The sequence below is a fragment of the Streptomyces sp. NPDC037054 genome (assembly GCF_055606745.1).
This window is the reverse complement of the sequence record NZ_JBVJSJ010000015.1, coordinates 65,272-80,592: the sequence shown is the minus strand read 5'-3', so window position 1 is coordinate 80,592 and position 15,321 is coordinate 65,272. Positions and strand designations below refer to the sequence as shown.

The 15,321-nt window shown below is 73.6% G+C and carries 15 protein-coding genes; 9 read left to right on the top strand and 6 right to left on the bottom strand.

What is annotated here, in order from left to right; genetic code table 11:
* Positions 1 to 59 precede the first annotated feature (59 nt).
* From ACZ7D7_RS29715 to ACZ7D7_RS29700, 4 genes are all read left to right on the top strand, one after another.
* Positions 60 to 734, top strand: coding sequence for an urease accessory protein UreF (locus ACZ7D7_RS29715; RefSeq protein ID WP_470828301.1), 675 nt, complete (start codon positions 60 to 62; stop codon positions 732 to 734).
* A gap of 139 nt (positions 735 to 873) precedes the next feature.
* Positions 874 to 1,551, top strand: a complete 678-nt coding sequence (gene ureG, locus ACZ7D7_RS29710) for an urease accessory protein UreG (RefSeq protein WP_470828300.1) — start codon at positions 874 to 876, stop codon at positions 1,549 to 1,551.
* Complete coding sequence (locus ACZ7D7_RS29705; protein ID WP_470828298.1) at positions 1,548 to 2,306, top strand: urease accessory protein UreD; 759 nt, start codon at positions 1,548 to 1,550, stop codon at positions 2,304 to 2,306. Before ureG ends, ACZ7D7_RS29705 begins: the two co-directional genes overlap by 4 nt.
* A 129-nt stretch (positions 2,307 to 2,435) precedes the next feature.
* Positions 2,436 to 4,058 (top strand): alpha/beta hydrolase, encoded by a 1,623-nt coding sequence (locus tag ACZ7D7_RS29700; protein WP_470828297.1) that lies wholly within the window; start codon positions 2,436 to 2,438, stop codon positions 4,056 to 4,058.
* A 117-nt stretch (positions 4,059 to 4,175) separates the two neighbouring features.
* Here the strand turns inward: ACZ7D7_RS29700 and ACZ7D7_RS29695 are convergent, their stop codons facing one another.
* Positions 4,176 to 4,913 (bottom strand): lysophospholipid acyltransferase family protein, encoded by a 738-nt coding sequence (locus ACZ7D7_RS29695; protein WP_470828296.1) that lies wholly within the window; start codon positions 4,911 to 4,913, stop codon positions 4,176 to 4,178.
* A 167-nt stretch (positions 4,914 to 5,080) separates the two neighbouring features.
* Here ACZ7D7_RS29695 and ACZ7D7_RS29690 point away from each other — a divergent pair, with 167 nt between their 5' ends.
* A complete protein-coding gene (locus ACZ7D7_RS29690; protein WP_470828295.1) occupies positions 5,081 to 5,539 on the top strand; it encodes an RpiB/LacA/LacB family sugar-phosphate isomerase in 459 nt (152 codons plus the stop codon).
* A gap of 6 nt (positions 5,540 to 5,545) precedes the next feature.
* Here ACZ7D7_RS29690 and ACZ7D7_RS29685 read toward each other — a convergent pair whose 3' ends face one another.
* From ACZ7D7_RS29685 to ACZ7D7_RS29670, 4 genes are all read right to left on the bottom strand, one after another.
* The gene (locus ACZ7D7_RS29685) at positions 5,546 to 8,005 is read right to left on the bottom strand and encodes a SpoIIE family protein phosphatase (RefSeq protein WP_470828294.1); all 2,460 of its coding nucleotides are present in this window, start codon (positions 8,003 to 8,005) and stop codon (positions 5,546 to 5,548) included.
* A gap of 203 nt (positions 8,006 to 8,208) precedes the next feature.
* Complete coding sequence (gene rocD / locus ACZ7D7_RS29680) at positions 8,209 to 9,432, bottom strand: ornithine--oxo-acid transaminase (RefSeq protein WP_470828293.1); 1,224 nt, start codon at positions 9,430 to 9,432, stop codon at positions 8,209 to 8,211.
* Positions 9,429 to 10,259 (bottom strand): dimethylargininase, encoded by an 831-nt coding sequence (gene ddaH / locus ACZ7D7_RS29675; RefSeq protein ID WP_470828291.1) that lies wholly within the window; start codon positions 10,257 to 10,259, stop codon positions 9,429 to 9,431. Before ddaH ends, rocD begins: the two co-directional genes overlap by 4 nt.
* A 123-nt stretch (positions 10,260 to 10,382) precedes the next feature.
* Positions 10,383 to 10,898: an Lrp/AsnC family transcriptional regulator gene (locus ACZ7D7_RS29670; RefSeq protein ID WP_470828290.1), complete on the bottom strand. Its 516-nt coding sequence runs from the start codon at positions 10,896 to 10,898 to the stop codon at positions 10,383 to 10,385.
* 100 nt (positions 10,899 to 10,998) lie between these two features.
* On the opposite strand from ACZ7D7_RS29670, the gene ACZ7D7_RS29665 reads away from it, so the two are divergent.
* The 4 genes from ACZ7D7_RS29665 to ACZ7D7_RS29650 are packed head-to-tail and all read left to right on the top strand — an operon-like array spanning position 10,999 to position 15,074.
* Positions 10,999 to 11,754, top strand: a complete 756-nt coding sequence (locus ACZ7D7_RS29665) for a LytR/AlgR family response regulator transcription factor (protein ID WP_470828288.1) — start codon at positions 10,999 to 11,001, stop codon at positions 11,752 to 11,754.
* Between the two features lie 11 nt (positions 11,755 to 11,765).
* Entirely contained in the window at positions 11,766 to 12,125 is a 360-nt protein-coding gene (locus tag ACZ7D7_RS29660; RefSeq protein WP_470828286.1) for a hypothetical protein, read from the top strand.
* 13 nt (positions 12,126 to 12,138) lie between these two features.
* Complete coding sequence (locus ACZ7D7_RS29655; protein WP_470828284.1) at positions 12,139 to 13,866, top strand: sodium/solute symporter; 1,728 nt, start codon at positions 12,139 to 12,141, stop codon at positions 13,864 to 13,866.
* Complete coding sequence (locus tag ACZ7D7_RS29650; RefSeq protein ID WP_470828283.1) at positions 13,863 to 15,074, top strand: sensor histidine kinase; 1,212 nt, start codon at positions 13,863 to 13,865, stop codon at positions 15,072 to 15,074. The genes ACZ7D7_RS29655 and ACZ7D7_RS29650 overlap by 4 nt, the downstream gene beginning before the upstream one ends.
* Before the next feature lie 3 nt (positions 15,075 to 15,077).
* On the opposite strand, the gene ACZ7D7_RS29645 is transcribed toward ACZ7D7_RS29650, so the two are convergent.
* Positions 15,078 to 15,251, bottom strand: a complete 174-nt coding sequence (locus tag ACZ7D7_RS29645; RefSeq protein ID WP_470828282.1) for a hypothetical protein — start codon at positions 15,249 to 15,251, stop codon at positions 15,078 to 15,080.
* Positions 15,252 to 15,321 lie beyond the last annotated feature (70 nt).

Below are 15,321 nucleotides of genomic sequence, written 5' to 3'. Positions count from 1 at the left end.
GTTCCGATGTCTCCTGACGATGAGGTCCCGACGCCTGCCGTGCCGAAGGTGCGCCGCTGATGTCCCGCGCGGCGCTGCTCGTCCTCGCCGACGGCCGCTTCCCCGCGGGCGGTCACGCGCACTCCGGGGGCGCCGAGGCGGCCGTCAAGGCCGGCCGGGTGACCGGGGCCGCGAGCCTGGCCGACTTCTGCCGGGGGCGGCTGCACACGACCGGCCTCGTCTCGGCGGCGCTGGCCGCCGCGGCGGCGCTCGGCGTCGACCCCGGGGCCCTGGACTCGGCCGCGGACGCCCGGACGCCGTCGCCCGCCCTGCGGGGCGCCTCGCGGCGGCTCGGGCGACAGCTGACGCGGGCCGCTCGCGCGACCTGGCCGTGCGAGGAACTCGACGCGCTGGCACGGGAGTTCCCCAAGGGCGCCCACCAGCCGGTGGTGCTCGGGCTCGCGGCGCGGGCGGCGGGGCTGGAGGCCGTCGACGCGGCGTACTGCGCGGCGTACGAGTGCGTGAGCGGGCCCGCCGCGGCGACGGTGCGGCTGCTGAGTCTCGACCCCTTCGACGCGACGGGGGTGCTGGCGGGGCTGGCGCCGGAGATGGACCGCGTGGCCGGGCGGGCGGTGGGCGCCGCGGCGGAGGCGGTGTCGGGCGGCGTCGACGTGCTGCCCTCGGTGTCCGCGCCGTTGCTGGAGATCGGGGCGGAGGCGCATGCCGCTTGGGCTGTGCGGTTGTTCGCGTCCTAGAGGGTTTCCTCGCCCCCGCCGCCCCTTCCCGTCCCGTCCCCGGGGGCTCCGCCCCCGGACCCCCCTTCGGCCTGAACGGCCTCGTCCTCGAGCGCCGGACGGGCTGAAGAAGCCTTGCCGAGTTGAAAAGGAGCCCTTTGTGCATCTCGACCACGATCATCCCCAACCCCTCGCCGTGAGCGCCGACACCCGGCGGGCCGACGGGCGGCGGCGGGCGCTGCGGGTCGGGCTCGGGGGGCCCGTGGGGTCCGGGAAGACCGCGACCGTGGCCGCGCTGTGCCGGGCCCTGCGGGACGAGTTGTCGCTCGCCGTCGTCACCAACGACATCTACACCCGCGAGGACGCCGAGTTCCTGCTCCGCGAGGCCGTGCTGCCGCCCGAGCGGATCACCGCCGTGGAGACCGGCGCCTGTCCGCACACCGCCATCCGGGACGACATCTCCGCCAACCTCGAAGCGGTCGAGGACCTGGAGGACGAGGTCGGGCCGCTGGACCTGATCCTCGTGGAGTCCGGCGGGGACAATCTCACCGCGACGTTCTCCAAAGGGCTCGTGGACGCGCAGATCTTCGTGATCGACGTCGCCGGCGGGGACGACATCCCGCGCAAGGGAGGGCCCGGCGTGACGACCGCCGATCTGCTCGTCGTCAACAAGACCGACCTCGCGCCGTACGTCGGCTCGGACCTGGCGCGCATGGCGGCCGACGCCAAGGACCAGCGGGCCGAACTGCCGGTCGTGTTCCAGTCGTTGCGGAGTGAGAGCGGGGTGCGGGACGTCGCCGCCTGGGTGCGGGAGCGGATCGCCGCGTGGCGGGCGTGAGCGGGTCCGGGGTGCGCGCCCTGGCGCGGATCGCCGCCCGCGACGACGGCCGGGGCGGCACCTGTCTGCCCGTACTGCAGGGCGAGGGCCCGCTCGCGCCGCGGCGCACCCGGGGCACGGCCGACGAGGCACGGGTCCTGCTGGTCGGCGCCATGAGCGGACCCCTCGGCGGTGACCGCTTCGCCGTGGAGGCCGAGGTGGGGGAGGGGGCCCGGCTGCGCGTGGGATCGGCCGCCGCCACCCTCGCGCTGCCGGGACAGGTCAAGGGCGAGGCCCGCTACGACGTCCGGCTCAGCGTCGGCGAGCGGGCGGAACTGCGCTGGCTGCCCGAGCAGTTGATCTCCGCCCGGGGCAGCGAGCTCGTCGTCACCACCCGGGTCGACCTGGCCGCGACGGCCCGGCTCGTGCTCCGCGAGGAACAGGTATTGGGCCGGGCGCGGGAGGAACCCGGGAGGCTCCGCAGCCGTCTTGTGGTGCGGGTGGCCGGACGGTGCGTGCTGGACCAGGAACTGGCCTGCGGTCCCGGCGCGCCGGGCGGCTGGGACGGGCCCGCCGTGCTCGCCGGACACCGGGCCGTCGGCCAACTCGTGGTTGCTCGGCCCGAGTTCGCCGAGCGGCCGGTCGCGGCCCGGATGCTTGGGGAGAACGCCGCCGTGGTGCCGCTCGCCGGACCCGCCGCGCTCGTGACGGCCGTGGCGCCCGACGCCCTGCGGCTGCGCCGGCTGCTGGACGAGGCTTTGGCGTCCCTGGCCTGACGCCCCTTCCCCTCACTGGAGTTCCGGCGAACGGACATTCCGACCCGTTTATCGGATTGGCAAAGAAGTCACGCCACCCCTGTCCCCGGAGATCGCACAGCCGCGAGGATCCCCGTACCGACCGAAAGAATGTACGGGGAGGCCCACTTGAGGAAGAGAAGACTGAACCGGCGGACGACCGCCATCGGTTCGGCCGGCGTGCTCGTCACCGCCACACTGCTGGCCGGCGCCGTCACGGCGCCCACGGCGAGCGCGAGCCCGACCACCGCCGGCCACGGCCAGGACCGCGAGGCACGCGGCGTCGCCCTCGCGGCGGCACGCGCGGCGAAGACCGGCATCGACTGGCGGGACTGCCCCGCCGACTGGGGCCTGGAGAAGCCCATCCAGTGCGGCTGGGTCACCGTCCCGCTCGACTACGCCAAGCCCCACGGCAAGCAGATCAAGATCGCCGTCGACCGCGTCGGCCACACCGGCACCGAGGCCGAGCGCCAGGGCGCCCTCATCTACAACCCGGGCGGACCGGGCGGCTCCGGCCTGCGCTTCCCGCGCCGGGTCACCACCAAGAGCCCGCTGTGGGCCAACACGGCCAAGGCCTACGACTTCGTCGGCTTCGACCCGCGCGGCGTCGGCAAGTCGGCGCCCATCTCCTGCGTCGACCCGCAGGAGTTCGTCAAGGCGCCCAAGGCCGACCCGGTGCCCGACACCGAGGCCGACAAGCTCGCCCAGCGCAAGCTGGCCCGCGAGTACGCCGAGGGCTGCTACGAGCGCAGCGGCGAGATGCTGCCGCACATGACCACGCCGAACACCGCGCGCGACCTCGACGTCATCCGCGCCGCGCTCGGCGAGAAGAAGCTCAACTTCCTGGGCGTCTCCTACGGCACCTACCTGGGCGCCGTCTACGGCACGCTGTTCCCGGGCCACGTGCGCCGCATGGTCGCCGACAGCGTCGTCAACCCGTCGCGCGAGAAGATCTGGTACCAGGCCAACCTCGACCAGGACGTCGCCTTCGAGGGCCGCTGGAAGGACTGGCAGGACTGGGTCGCGGCCCACGACGCCACGTTCCACCTCGGCGACACCCGCGCCGAGGTCCAGGAGCACTGGCTCGAACTGCGGGCCACGGCCAAGAAGGAGCCCATCGGCGGGGTCGTCGGCCCGGCCGAGCTCATCTCCTTCTTCCAGAGCGCCCCGTACTACGACTCCGCGTGGGTGCCGGTCGCCACCGTCTTCAGCAAGTACGTCGCCGGGGACACCCAGGCGCTCGTCGACGCCGCCGCCCCCGACATGTCCGACACCGCGGGCAACGCGTCCGCGGAGAACGGCAACGCCGTCTACACGGCCGTCGAGTGCGCCGACGCCAAGTGGCCCACCAACTGGCAGCGGTGGGACCGCGACAACACCCGGCTGCACGAGGACCACCCGTTCATGACGTGGGCCAACGCCTGGATGAACCTGCCGTGCGCCACCTGGCCGGTCAAGCAGCAGACCCCGCTGGACGTGAAGACCGGCAAGGGACTCCCGCCGGTCCTCATCGTGCAGGCCGAGCGCGACGCCGCCACCCCGTACGGCGGCGCCCTCGAACTGCACAAGCGGTTCAAGGGCTCCCGCCTCGTCACCGAGAAGGACGCGGGCTCCCACGGCGTCACCGGCCTGGTCAACCCGTGCGTCAACGAGCGGGTGGACGCCTACCTGCTCCGCGGCGAGCTGGACGACGCCGACGTGACCTGCGCGCCGCACGCCACGCCCAAGCCGTAACCGACGGCAGCGGCACGCGAGGGGCGGCGGGGGATCACACCCCGCCGCCCCTTCCCGCTGTCCGCGAACCCCCGCACCCGTGGTCCCGCCGCCCGGCCCGGGCGTCCCCGGCCCGGGTCACCTCCGCGGCACGCGCGGGAACCTGCGGCCCTTCTCGGCCTGCGCCGCCTTCTCCGCGGCGGCCTCCTCCGCCTTCACGACGGCCGCGTACTGGTCGACGTACTCCTGCTCGGACAGCGACAGGATCGCGTACATGATCTCGTCGGTGATCGCGCGCAGGATCGCCTTCTCGCCCTCCATGCCCTCGTAGCGGGAGAAGTCCAGGGGCTTGCCGAAGCGGATCACCACCGGGTGGATGCGCGGCACCACCTTGCCGGGCGGCTGCGCCTCGAACGTGCCGATCATCGCGCATGGAATCACCGGCACCCCCGCCTTCAGCGCCATCACCGCGACACCGACCTTGCCCTTGTAGAGCCGGCCGTCGTGCGAGCGGGTGCCCTCCGGGTAGATGCCGAGCAACTCGTCCTTGGCCAGCACCCCGAGGCCCTCGCGGATCGCCGCCTGCCCCGCGTCCTTGCCCGACCGGTCCACCGGGATCTGCCCCGCGCTGTGGAAGAACGCCGCCGTCAGCCTGCCCTTGAGCCCGGGACCCGTGAAGTACTCGGCCTTCGCCAGGAACGTGATGCGCCGCTTGAGGATCGCCGGCATCAGGAAGTGGTCCGAGAACGACAGGTGGTTGCCCGCGACGATGGCCGCACCCGACGCCGGCACGTTCTCCAGGCCCTCGATGCGGGGCCGGAAGACCAGGCGCAGCAGCGGGCCCAGCAGCACGTACTTGAGCAGGTAGTAGAACAAGGGGTCGCTCCTCACTCGGCGATCGGCTCAACCGCCTCGTTCTGGCTGGTCAACCGGCACAACGTGGTGTGTCAGTCTAGGCGCGGGCACGGTCGCCCGGAACCGGCCGCGCACATGGCCCGCCGTCCGCCCGCCGTGTTCCGGCCGATCTGAGTAGGCTCGCCCGTATGCGGATCTCCGTTTCCTCCGACATGGACGAACCCGTGGCCCGGCGGCTCGTCGACGAGTTGCGCGAGCGCGGCCACGAGGTGCTGACGCACGGGGCGTTGCGGCCCGGCGCCGACAGCCGGTGGGCCGTGTGCTCCGAGGCCGCGGCCCGTGACGTCGCCGAGGGGACCGCCGACCAGGCGGTGGTCTGCTGCTGGACCGGCACGGGCGCCTCCATCGCCGCGAACAAGGTCCCCGGGGTCCGTGCCGCCCTGTGCGCCGACGCGTACACCGCGGACGGGGCGCGCCGCTGGAACGACGCCAACGTGCTGGCGCTCAGCCTGCGGCTGACGTCCGCTCCGCTGCTCACGGAGATCCTGGACGCCTGGTTCGCGAGCGAGGGCGGACAGGACGCCGACGACCGGCTGAACGTGGCCCACGTGGAGGCGCTCGACCGGGCCCGGCCCGCGGCTCCCTGAGCGGCGTCAGGGCAGCGGGCCCGTCAGCGGCTGCTCCGCCCAGATGATCTTCCCGTCCGGCACGAAGCGGGTGCCCCACCGCTGGCTGACCTGCGAGACCAGCAGCAGCCCGCGCCCGCCCTCGTCGGTGGTCCGCGGATGCCGCAGATGGGGCGCGGTGGCGCCGCCGTCGAACACCTCGCAGATCAGGGCGCGTTCCCGGATCAGCCGCAGCCGGATGGGGCCCTCGGAGTAGCGGATCGCGTTGGTGACCAGCTCGCTGACGACCAGTTCGGTCGTGAACGCCAGTTCCTCCAGGCCCCACACCGCCAGCTGCCGGGCCGCCCTGCGGCGCGCCTCCGCCACGACCGCCGGGTCCGCCGACAGGTCCCACGCCGCGACCTGCCCGTCGCCGAGCCGTCTGGTACGGGCCATCAGCAGCGCCACGTCGTCGTGCGGGCGGGCCGGCACGAGCGCGTCGACCAGCGAGCGGCAGCACAGGTCGAGCGGTGTGTCCGCCCGCTCCAGGGCCTCGCGCAGCCGGTTCCGGTCGGCGTCCACCGACCAGGCGCCGCCGCGCGCCAGCAGCCCGTCGGTGTACAGGACGAGCGTGCTGCCCTCCTCCAGCGGCACCTCGACCGACTCGAACGGCGGCCCGCCCGCGCCGAGCGGCGGCCCCTGCGGCAGCTCGACCAGCGTGACCGCGCCGTCGGGCGCGACGACCACCGGCGAGGGATGCCCGGCGGCGGCCATGGCACACCGGCCCTCGACGGGGTCGTAGACCACGTACACGCACCCGGAGCCGATGGCCATCGTGCTGTCGCCGCCCGCGGAGTACATCTCGATGCCCTCCTCGTGCGCCGACCGGGCCACCAGGTCGTCCAGGTGGGCGAGGACCTCCTCGGGCGGCAGGTCCAGCGCGGCGAGCGTCCGCACGGCGGTCCGCAGCCGGCCCATCGCGGCGGCGGCCCCGATGCCGTGACCGGGCACCTCGCCCACGACGAGGGCGACCCGCGCGCCGGACAGCGGGACCAGGTCGTACCAGTCGCCGCCGAGTCCGGTCAGCTCGTCGGCCGGGCGGTAGCAGGCGGCCACCTCGACGCCGTCCTGCTCGGGCAGCCGGTGCGGGAGCAGGCTGCGCTGGAGGACGAGGGCGGCGTCCCGCTCGCGGCTGTAGCGGCGGGCGTTGTCGACGCAGACGGCGGCGCGCGAGACGAGGTCCTCGGCCAGTTGCAGGTCGTCCTCGTCGAAGGGCTCCTGGCCGCGGCGCCGGAAGAACGTGGTGACGCCGAGGGTCGTGCCGCGGGCCCGCAGCGGCACCAGCATCACGCTGAGCGGGCCCGGCTCCGGGGGCGTGCCCCGGCCGGGCGGCGCGTGCGTGGTCCAGCCGTGGGCGAGCGGGTCGAGCCGCTCCCGGCGCCAGGACAGTCCCGTGGCCAGGCAGCGCACCGGCGGCGATCCCGCCGGGTAGGACGCCGGCCCGCCCGACCCCACGAGCGCCCAGGGGCCGTCGCCGTCCGCCGACTGCTGCTGACCCGCGCGCCGCAGCCGGACGGCGTCGGTGGCCGCGACCGGCGCCGACGCGAGTTCGGCGCCGCGCAGCACCGGGTCCAGCAGGTCCACGGCGACGAAGTCGGCGAGCTCCGGCACGGCCACGTCGGCCAGTTCCTGCGCGGTCCGGGTGATGTCCAGGCTGCGGCCGATGTGCCGGCCGGCGCGGTCGAGGAGGGCGAGCCGGTGCCGGGCGCGATGGCGTTCGGTGACGTCGACGACCGTGTAGTACACGCCCATCGGGTGGCCCTCGTCGTCCTCCAGGCGGATGAACGACATCATGTGCGCCGTCTCGCGGTGCGGGGTGGACCGGACGCGGCCGATGTGTTCGTAGCCGACGAGCGGCTCGCCGGTGGTCAGCACGTGCCGCATCTGCGTCTCGATCGCCTCGGAGTCCACGCCCGGCTGGATGTCGGCGAGGCGCTGCCCGAGGCGGCTGTGGGCCGGGCCGCCCCCGAACTGCTCCAGGGCGGCGTTGGACCACACGAAGCGCAGGTCCGCGTCGACGATCGCGATCCCCACCGGGGAGCCCGCGACCATCTGCTCCAGCATCGTGCGGCTCATGTCCCAGCCGGGGGCGTCCGCCAGCTCCGACATCAGCACCAGCCAGCACGGGCGGCCGCTGTCGCCCAGGGCCGAGGTGATCCGGGCCATGACCCTGACCGGCCGGCCGTCACCGCGGCGCGCGGTGAGCAGTCCGGCCCAGCCGCCGTCCCTGCGGCAGTGCTCCAGGAGGCCCGGCACCCGGCGGGCGTCCGCCTCGGTCAGCAGGGCGGCCAGCTCGGTTCCGACCGCCTCGGAGGCGGAGTACGCCAGCAGCGCCTCGGCGTTCCTGGTCCAGCTCGTGACCACGCCCCGGGCGTCGAGCATCAGGGGCGCGGCATCGGCCACGTCGAACCGCTGCCGGGCCACCTCGCGCTCCTCGTCTGCGCCCACGGCCGACCTCTCTGTCGCGGAGAGTGGTCTACCACCACTTGTCCCCATCTTGACCCATACCGCCACGGCGGGCCGGGCTGGACGGGGCAGGTCGGGGGAGGAGGCCCGGGGACCCGGGCCCCCGGGAACGACGGCGGGCCGGGGCCCGGGAGCGGTCGCGTTCACCACTCCGGGCCCCGGCCCGCGTGCGCGGGGCGCCGGTGTCAGCCCTGGGACAGGACCTTGCCGAGCGTTCCCAGGGCGCCCTCCAGGTCCTCCGCCGTGATGGTCAGCGGCGGCGCCAGGCGGATGGTGGAGCCGTGGGTGTCCTTGACCAGGATCCCCTCCCGCATCAGGCGCTCGCTGACCTCGCGGCCCGTGCCGATGGCCGGGTCGACGTCGACGCCCGCCCACAGGCCCCGCGAGCGGAAGCCGATGACGCCCTTGCCGACCAGGCCGGACAGCCCGTCGCGCAGCAGCACGCCCAGCTCGTCGGCCCGGCGCTGGAACTCGCCGGTCTCCAGCAGGGCCACCACCGCCGTGCCCACGGCCGCGGCCAGCGGGTTGCCGCCGAACGTCGAGCCGTGCTCGCCCGGCCGCAGCACCCCGAGCACGTCCCGGCGCCCGACCACCGCCGACACCGGCACGATGCCGCCGCCCAGCGCCTTGCCGAGCAGCACCACGTCCGGGACCACCGACTCGTGCTCGACGGCCAGCGTGCGCCCCGTGCGGCCGAGGCCCGACTGGATCTCGTCCGCGATGAACAGGCAGCCCGCCCGGCGCGTGACCTCGCGCACCCCGGCCAGATAGCCGTCGTCCGGGATCAGCACGCCCGCCTCGCCCTGGATGGGCTCGATCAGCACGGCCGCCGTCGTCTCGTCGATCGCCGCCTCCAGCGCGGCCAGGTCGTTGTACGGCACGATCCGGAAGCCCGGCGTGAACGGCCCGAAGCCCGCCCGCGCCGTCTCGTCCGTGGAGAAGCTGACGATCGTCGTCGTCCGGCCGTGGAAGTTGTCCGCCGCGACCACGATCGTCGCCCGGTCGGCGGGGACGCCCTTGACCTCGTAGGCCCACTTGCGGGCCACCTTGACGGCACTCTCCACGGCCTCGGCGCCGGTGTTCATGGGCAGCACCATCTCGGTGCCGGTCAGCGCCGTGAGCCGCTCGGCGAACTCGGCCAGCCGGTCGTTGTGGAAGGCACGCGAGGTGAGCGTCAGCCGGTCGAGCTGGCGGTGCGCGGCCTCGACCAGCGCCGGGTTGCCGTGCCCGAAGTTGAGCGCCGAGTAACCGGCCAGCATGTCCAGGTACCGGCGGCCCTCGACGTCCCGCACCCAGGCGCCCTCGGCGCTGGCCACCACCACGGGCAGCGGGTGGTAGTTGTGCGCCAGGACCGGCTCCTCGGCCCGGATCAGGTCGTCGGACGAACGCGAACGGACGGGAGCGGTCATGAGCGGATCTCCTGGGTGCAGCACTTGATGCCGCCGCCTGCCTTCTGGAACTCGGACAGGTCGACGGGGACCGGAACGTAGCCGCGCTCGGCGAGCTCGGCGATGAGGGCGGTCGCCCCCGGTGAGATGAAGACGTGACGCCCGTCGGAGACGGAGTTGAGGCCGAACGCCATCGCGTCCTCGCGGGTGGCGAGCACCGCGTCCGGATAGAGCCGCTCCAGCACCTCGCGGCTGCCGGGCGAGAACGCCTCCGGGTAGTACACGATGTTCCCGTCCCCGCCGTCCGCTCCGTCGTCGAGGACGAACAGCGCGGTGTCGAGGTGGTAGAAGTACGGGTCCACCAGCGTCAGGCCGGTCACCGGGACGCCGAAGAACTCCTGCACCTCGCGATGCGCCTCACGGGTGGTGCGGAAGCCGGTGCCGGCCAGGATCCACCGGCCGACCGGGACGAGGTCGCCCTCGCCCTCGCACACGGATTCGGGGTGGTAGACGTCGAAGCCCGCCGCCTTGAACCACGCCTCGTACGGCACGGACTCGGGGCGGCGCTCGGGCGCGTGGAAGAGGGAGCCGAAGACACGGCCGCCGACGACGACCGCGGCGTTCGCGGCGAAGACCATGTCGGGGAGACCGGGGACGGGCGCCACGGTCTCCACGCTGTGTCCGTGGTCGCGGTAGACGTCGGTCAGCGTCCGCCACTGGGCCTGGGCGCGGCCCACGTCGACGGGGGCGTCGGGATGCATCCAGGGGTTGATCGCGTACTGCACGGCGAAGTGTCTGGGTTCGCAGACCAGGTAGCGCCGCCGGCGCGGCACACGGGAATCGGTCACAGAGGGGTTCCTCCGCTTCCTGGGTGTCGAGTCAGGGTTGACACCACGGTAGAAACTGAGCCCGATGGGCGACAAGCAAGAAAAGCTGCGCGTCCACGCAGGATCGCTGCGAAATTCTTGCGGTCAACGCACGTTCGCTGCGTCACCTGACGACTCGTCCGGCGCCGGATGGCTGGCACCCGCCTCCGGACTGTCCGGGATCAGATGGGACAGCACCATCACGCTGATCGTCTTGCGGATGAACGGCTCCGCACGGATCCGCTCCAGCACCTCCTCGAAGTGCTCCACGTCCCGCGCCCGCACGTGCAGCAACGCGTCCGCGCCGCCCGTCACCGTCATCGCCGCGGTGATCTCCGGATGGTTGCGCACCACCTCCGCCAGCCGCCGCGGCGGCGCCGCGCCCTCGCAGTACACCTCGACGTACGCCTCCGTGCGCCAGCCCAGCGCCGACGGCTCCACCGTCGCCGTGAACCCGGTGATCACACCCGTCTCGCGCAGCCGGTCCACCCGGCGCTTCACCGCCGTCGACGACAGCCCCACCGAGGCGCCGATCTCGGCGAAGCTCGTCCTGGCGTTCGCCATCAGCGCGGTGATGATCTTCCGGTCCAGTTCGTCGAACGGCGTGGGCCCACTGTTCATGGCCGCACTGTATCCAGCATCGCCCCGGACGCCGTATCCAGCGAAAACGCCCATGCCGGACCGTGTCCAGACGTCCGGATAACACCTACACTCCACGTTCATGCTGCGCGCCCTCGCTGTCGACGACGAACGCCCCTCGCTGGAGGAACTGCTCTACCTGCTCAACGCCGATCCCCGCGTCGACAGCGCGGAGGGCGCCGGCGACGCCACCGAGGCGCTGCGCCGCATCAACCGCGCCCTGGAGTCCGGGCCCGACGGCCCCGAGGCCATCGACGTCGTCTTCCTCGACATCCAGATGCCCGGCCTCGACGGCCTCGACCTGGCCCGCCTCCTGAGCGGCTTCGCCCAGCCCCCGCTCGTCGTGTTCGTCACCGCCCACGAGGACTTCGCCGTGCAGGCCTTCGACCTCAAGGCCGTCGACTACGTCCTGAAACCGGTCCGCAAGGAACGCCTCGCCGAAGCCGTGCGCCGCGCCGCCGAACAGCGCGGCGCCGCCCCGCGCATCCCCGTCCACGAGCCCGACCCCGACCACATGCCCGTCGAACTCGGCGGCGTCACCCGCTTCGTCCCCGTCGACGAGATCACCCACGTCGAGGCGCAGGGCGACTACGCCAGGCTCTACACCGACAAGGGCAGCCACCTCGTGCGCATCCCGCTGTCCACCCTGGAGGAGCGCTGGCGCTCACGCGGCTTCGTCCGCATCCACCGCCGCCATCTCGTCGCCCTGCGCCACATCGGCGAACTCCGCCTCGACGCCGGCTCCGTCAGCGTCGTCGTCGGTTCCGAGGAACTCCAGGTCAGCCGACGGCACGCGCGGGAACTGCGCGACCTGCTGATGCGCCGCACCACCGGCTAGGGAAACGCGCCATGCCCCAGGACCCCACCGAACGCCGCGTCGTCGTCACCGGCCCGCCCCGCCGCGCCCGCCGCACCTCCGGCTACTACCGGCCGCGCACCGAGATCGACGAGCAGACCACCCTCGGCCACACCTACGTGCGCTCCCTGATGCGCACCCAGCTGCGCGCCGCCCTCGGCGTGCTCGCCGTGCTCATGCTGCTCGTCGGACCCCTGCCGCTGGTGTTCGCCGCGACCCCCGACGCGCGCCGCCTGGAATGGGCCGTCCTCGGCTTCGGCCTGTACGCGCCCCTGGTCCTGCTCGCCCGCTGGTACGTGCGGCGCGCCGAACGCAACGAACGCGACCTCGTCCGCCTGGTCGAGGACCGCTGAGCCCGCGACCGCCATGAACTCCAGCTACGCCGTCCCCGCCGTCGCCCTCGTCGTCGTCGCCACCGTCCTCGTCGGCGCCTTCGGCCTGCGCATCTCCCGCACCACCTCCGACTTCTACGTCGCCTCCCGCACCGTCGGCCCCCGCCTCAACGCCGCCGCCATCAGCGGCGAGTACCTCTCCGCCGCCTCCTTCCTCGGCATCGCCGGACTCGTCCTCGTCCAGGGCCCCGACATGCTCTGGTACCCGGTCGGATACACCGCCGGATACCTCCTGCTGCTGCTGTTCGTCGCCGCCCCGCTGCGCCGCTCCGGCGCCTACACGCTGCCCGACTTCGCGGAGGCGCGGCTCGCCTCCCAGGCCGTGCGGCGGCTCGCCGGCGCCTTCGTCGTCGGCGTCGGCTGGCTCTACCTGCTGCCGCAGCTCCAGGGCGCCGGACTGACCCTGGCGGTGCTGACCGGGGCGCCCGACTCGCTCGGCGGGGTGATCGTCGCCGCCGTCGTCACCGCCACGGTCGCCGCCGGCGGCATGCGCAGCATCACCTTCGTGCAGGCTTTCCAGTACTGGCTCAAGCTCACCGCCCTGCTGGTCCCCGCCCTCTTCCTCGTCCTCGCCTGGCAGGCCGACGGCGCCCCCCGCAACGCCTTCGACGAACCGGCGACCCTCCGCGAACAGCGCGTCGTCCGCGTCGAGGACAGCCTGGAGATGAGGCTCGACGCGCCGCTCACCGTCACCGTGACCGGAACCGTCGACGGCCGCACCCACGACGGCACCCGCGTCCGCCTCCCCGCCGGCACCCACAGCATCGACGGCGGCACCCGGCTGACCTTCGCCAAGGGCGCCACCGTCCCCGAGACCCGCCGCGGCGCCGACGACGCCCTGTCCCCGTCACGCGCCGAGAGCCGCACCGAACGCCCCCTGTACGCCACGTACGGGCTGATCCTCGCCACGTTCCTCGGCACCATGGGCCTGCCGCACGTCGTCGTCCGCTTCTACACCAGCCCGCACGGCGTCGCCGCCCGCCGCACCACCGTCGCCGTCCTCGGTCTGATCGGCGCGTTCTACCTGCTTCCGCCCCTCTACGGCGCCCTCGGCCGCCTCTACGCGCCCGAGCTGACCCTCACCGGCGACGCCGACGCCGCCGTCCTGCTGCTGCCCGACCGGGTGATCGGCGGACTCGGCGGCGACCTGCTCGGCGCCCTGGTGGCCGGCGGCGCCTTCGCCGCGTTCCTGTCCACCGCCTCCGGGCTGACCATGGCCGTCGCCGGCGTCCTCACCCAGGACGTCCTGCCCTCCTGGGGCGTGCGGCACTTCCACGTCCGCCACTTCCGGCTGGGCACGGTCCTCGCCATGGCCGTGCCGCTCGCCGCGAGCGTCATCGTCGGCGGGCTGCCCGTCGCCGACGCCGTCGGACTCGCCTTCGCCGTGTCCGCCTCGTCGTTCTGCCCGCTCCTCGTGCTCGGCATCTGGTGGCGCCGCCTCACCCCGCCCGGCGCCGCCGCCGGAATGCTGGTGGGCGGCGGATCCGCGCTCCTCGCCGTCGCCGCGACCATGGCCGGGCTGCCCGGCGGCGGCACCCTGCACGCCCTGCTGGCCTGGCCGGCGCTGTGGTCGGTGCCGCTCGGCTTCCTCACCATGGTGCTGGTGTCACTCGCCACCCCCGGCCGGGTCCCGACCGGCACGGAATCGATCCTCGCGCGGTTCCACCTGCCCGAGGAACTGCGGACGGAGGTGTCGCCGTGAGCGGATTCCTGGCCGGCCTGTGCGTGGCCGTGCTGCCGCTGCTGGCCGCCGGATTCTGGCTGGGCCGGCGCACCGCACGCCCGCCGAGCCTCGCCGGGCTCGGCGGCCCCGTCGAGCACGCCACGTTCCAGACCCTGCACACCGCCTCCCTCGCCGCGCCCCCGCTGCGCGCCGGACTGACGGAGGAGACGGCCCGCAAGGCGGCCCGGAAGCTGCGCTCACTGCTCGGCACGGACGCGCTGTGCCTGACCGACCTCGAAGAGGTCCTGGTCTGGGACGGGGCCGGCGCCCACCACCGCTCCGAGATCATGGAGCGGCTCGCCGGCCCCCTGGAGACCGGCCGGGGCGAGGCCTTCCCGCTGACCTGCGACACCCCCGACTGCTCGGTGCGCTGGGCGGTGGTCGCGCCGCTCACCGTGGACGACCGGGTGCACGGCGCCCTCGTCGCCTGCGCGCCCCGCGAGTCCGCCGTCCTCGTCCGCGCCGCCGGGGAGGTCGCCCGCTGGGTGTCCGTGCAGCTCGAACTGGCCGACCTCGACCAGTCCCGCACCCGCCTCATCGAGGCCGAGATCAAGGCACTGCGCGCCCAGATCTCCCCGCACTTCATCTTCAACTCGCTCGCGGTCATCGCGTCCTTCGTGCGCACCGACCCCGAGCGCGCCCGCGAGCTGCTGCTGGAGTTCGCCGACTTCACCCGCTACTCGTTCCGCAGGCACGGCGACTTCACCACCCTCGCCGACGAACTGCACGCCATCGACCACTACCTGGCGCTGGTGCGGGCACGCTTCGGCGACCGCCTCGCCGTCACCCTCCAGATCGCGCCGGAGGTGCTGCCGGTCACGCTGCCGTTCCTGTGTCTGCAGCCGCTGGTGGAGAACGCCGTCAAGCACGGTCTGGAGGGCAAGGCCGTGCCCTCGGGCAAGTGCCACATCCAGATCACCGCGCAGGACGCGGGCGCCGAGGCCCTCGTCGTCATCGAGGACGACGGCGCCGGAATGGACCCCGGCCTGCTGCGCCGCATCCTCGCCGGGGAGATCAGCCCGTCCGGCGGGATCGGCCTGTCCAACGTCGACGACCGGCTCCGGCAGGTCTACGGCGACGACCACGGCCTCGTCATCGAGACCGCGGTCGGAGCGGGCATGAAGATCACGATCCGCCTGCCGAAGTACCAGCCGGGCGTCCACTCGGCGGGTCGGCTCGCCCCGTGAGCCTCACCTGTCGCTGAGGATCATGCCGAGGGTGAGCAGCCCGAGGACCACCCAGCCGAACCACAGCCATCCGTTGCTGCCGAGAGCCACCGTGTAGGCGGTCACCATCACGAGGCCGCCGATCGTGAGCATCCCCATCGTCCTCGTGGAACCGTCCGTGGAACGTGAACCGGGCATCGCCACACCCTCCTGAAGGTCCGATCCCTCCATGGTGCCCCGGTTCCGCCGGAAAGGCGGGACAACTGCG

Coding starts and splice junctions, on each gene's coding strand:
- ACZ7D7_RS29715 (WP_470828301.1), top strand. CDS start 60: ATGTCCCGCGCGGCGCTGCTCGTCCTCGCCGACGGCCGCTTCCCCGCG.
- ACZ7D7_RS29700 (WP_470828297.1), top strand. CDS start 2,436: ATGTACGGGGAGGCCCACTTGAGGAAGAGAAGACTGAACCGGCGGACG.
- ACZ7D7_RS29690 (WP_470828295.1), top strand. CDS start 5,081: ATGCGGATCTCCGTTTCCTCCGACATGGACGAACCCGTGGCCCGGCGG.
- rocD (WP_470828293.1), bottom strand. CDS start 9,432: ATGACCGCTCCCGTCCGTTCGCGTTCGTCCGACGACCTGATCCGGGCC.
- ACZ7D7_RS29670 (WP_470828290.1), bottom strand. CDS start 10,898: ATGAACAGTGGGCCCACGCCGTTCGACGAACTGGACCGGAAGATCATC.
- ACZ7D7_RS29665 (WP_470828288.1), top strand. CDS start 10,999: ATGCTGCGCGCCCTCGCTGTCGACGACGAACGCCCCTCGCTGGAGGAA.
- ACZ7D7_RS29660 (WP_470828286.1), top strand. CDS start 11,766: ATGCCCCAGGACCCCACCGAACGCCGCGTCGTCGTCACCGGCCCGCCC.
- ACZ7D7_RS29655 (WP_470828284.1), top strand. CDS start 12,139: ATGAACTCCAGCTACGCCGTCCCCGCCGTCGCCCTCGTCGTCGTCGCC.
- ACZ7D7_RS29645 (WP_470828282.1), bottom strand. CDS start 15,251: ATGCCCGGTTCACGTTCCACGGACGGTTCCACGAGGACGATGGGGATG.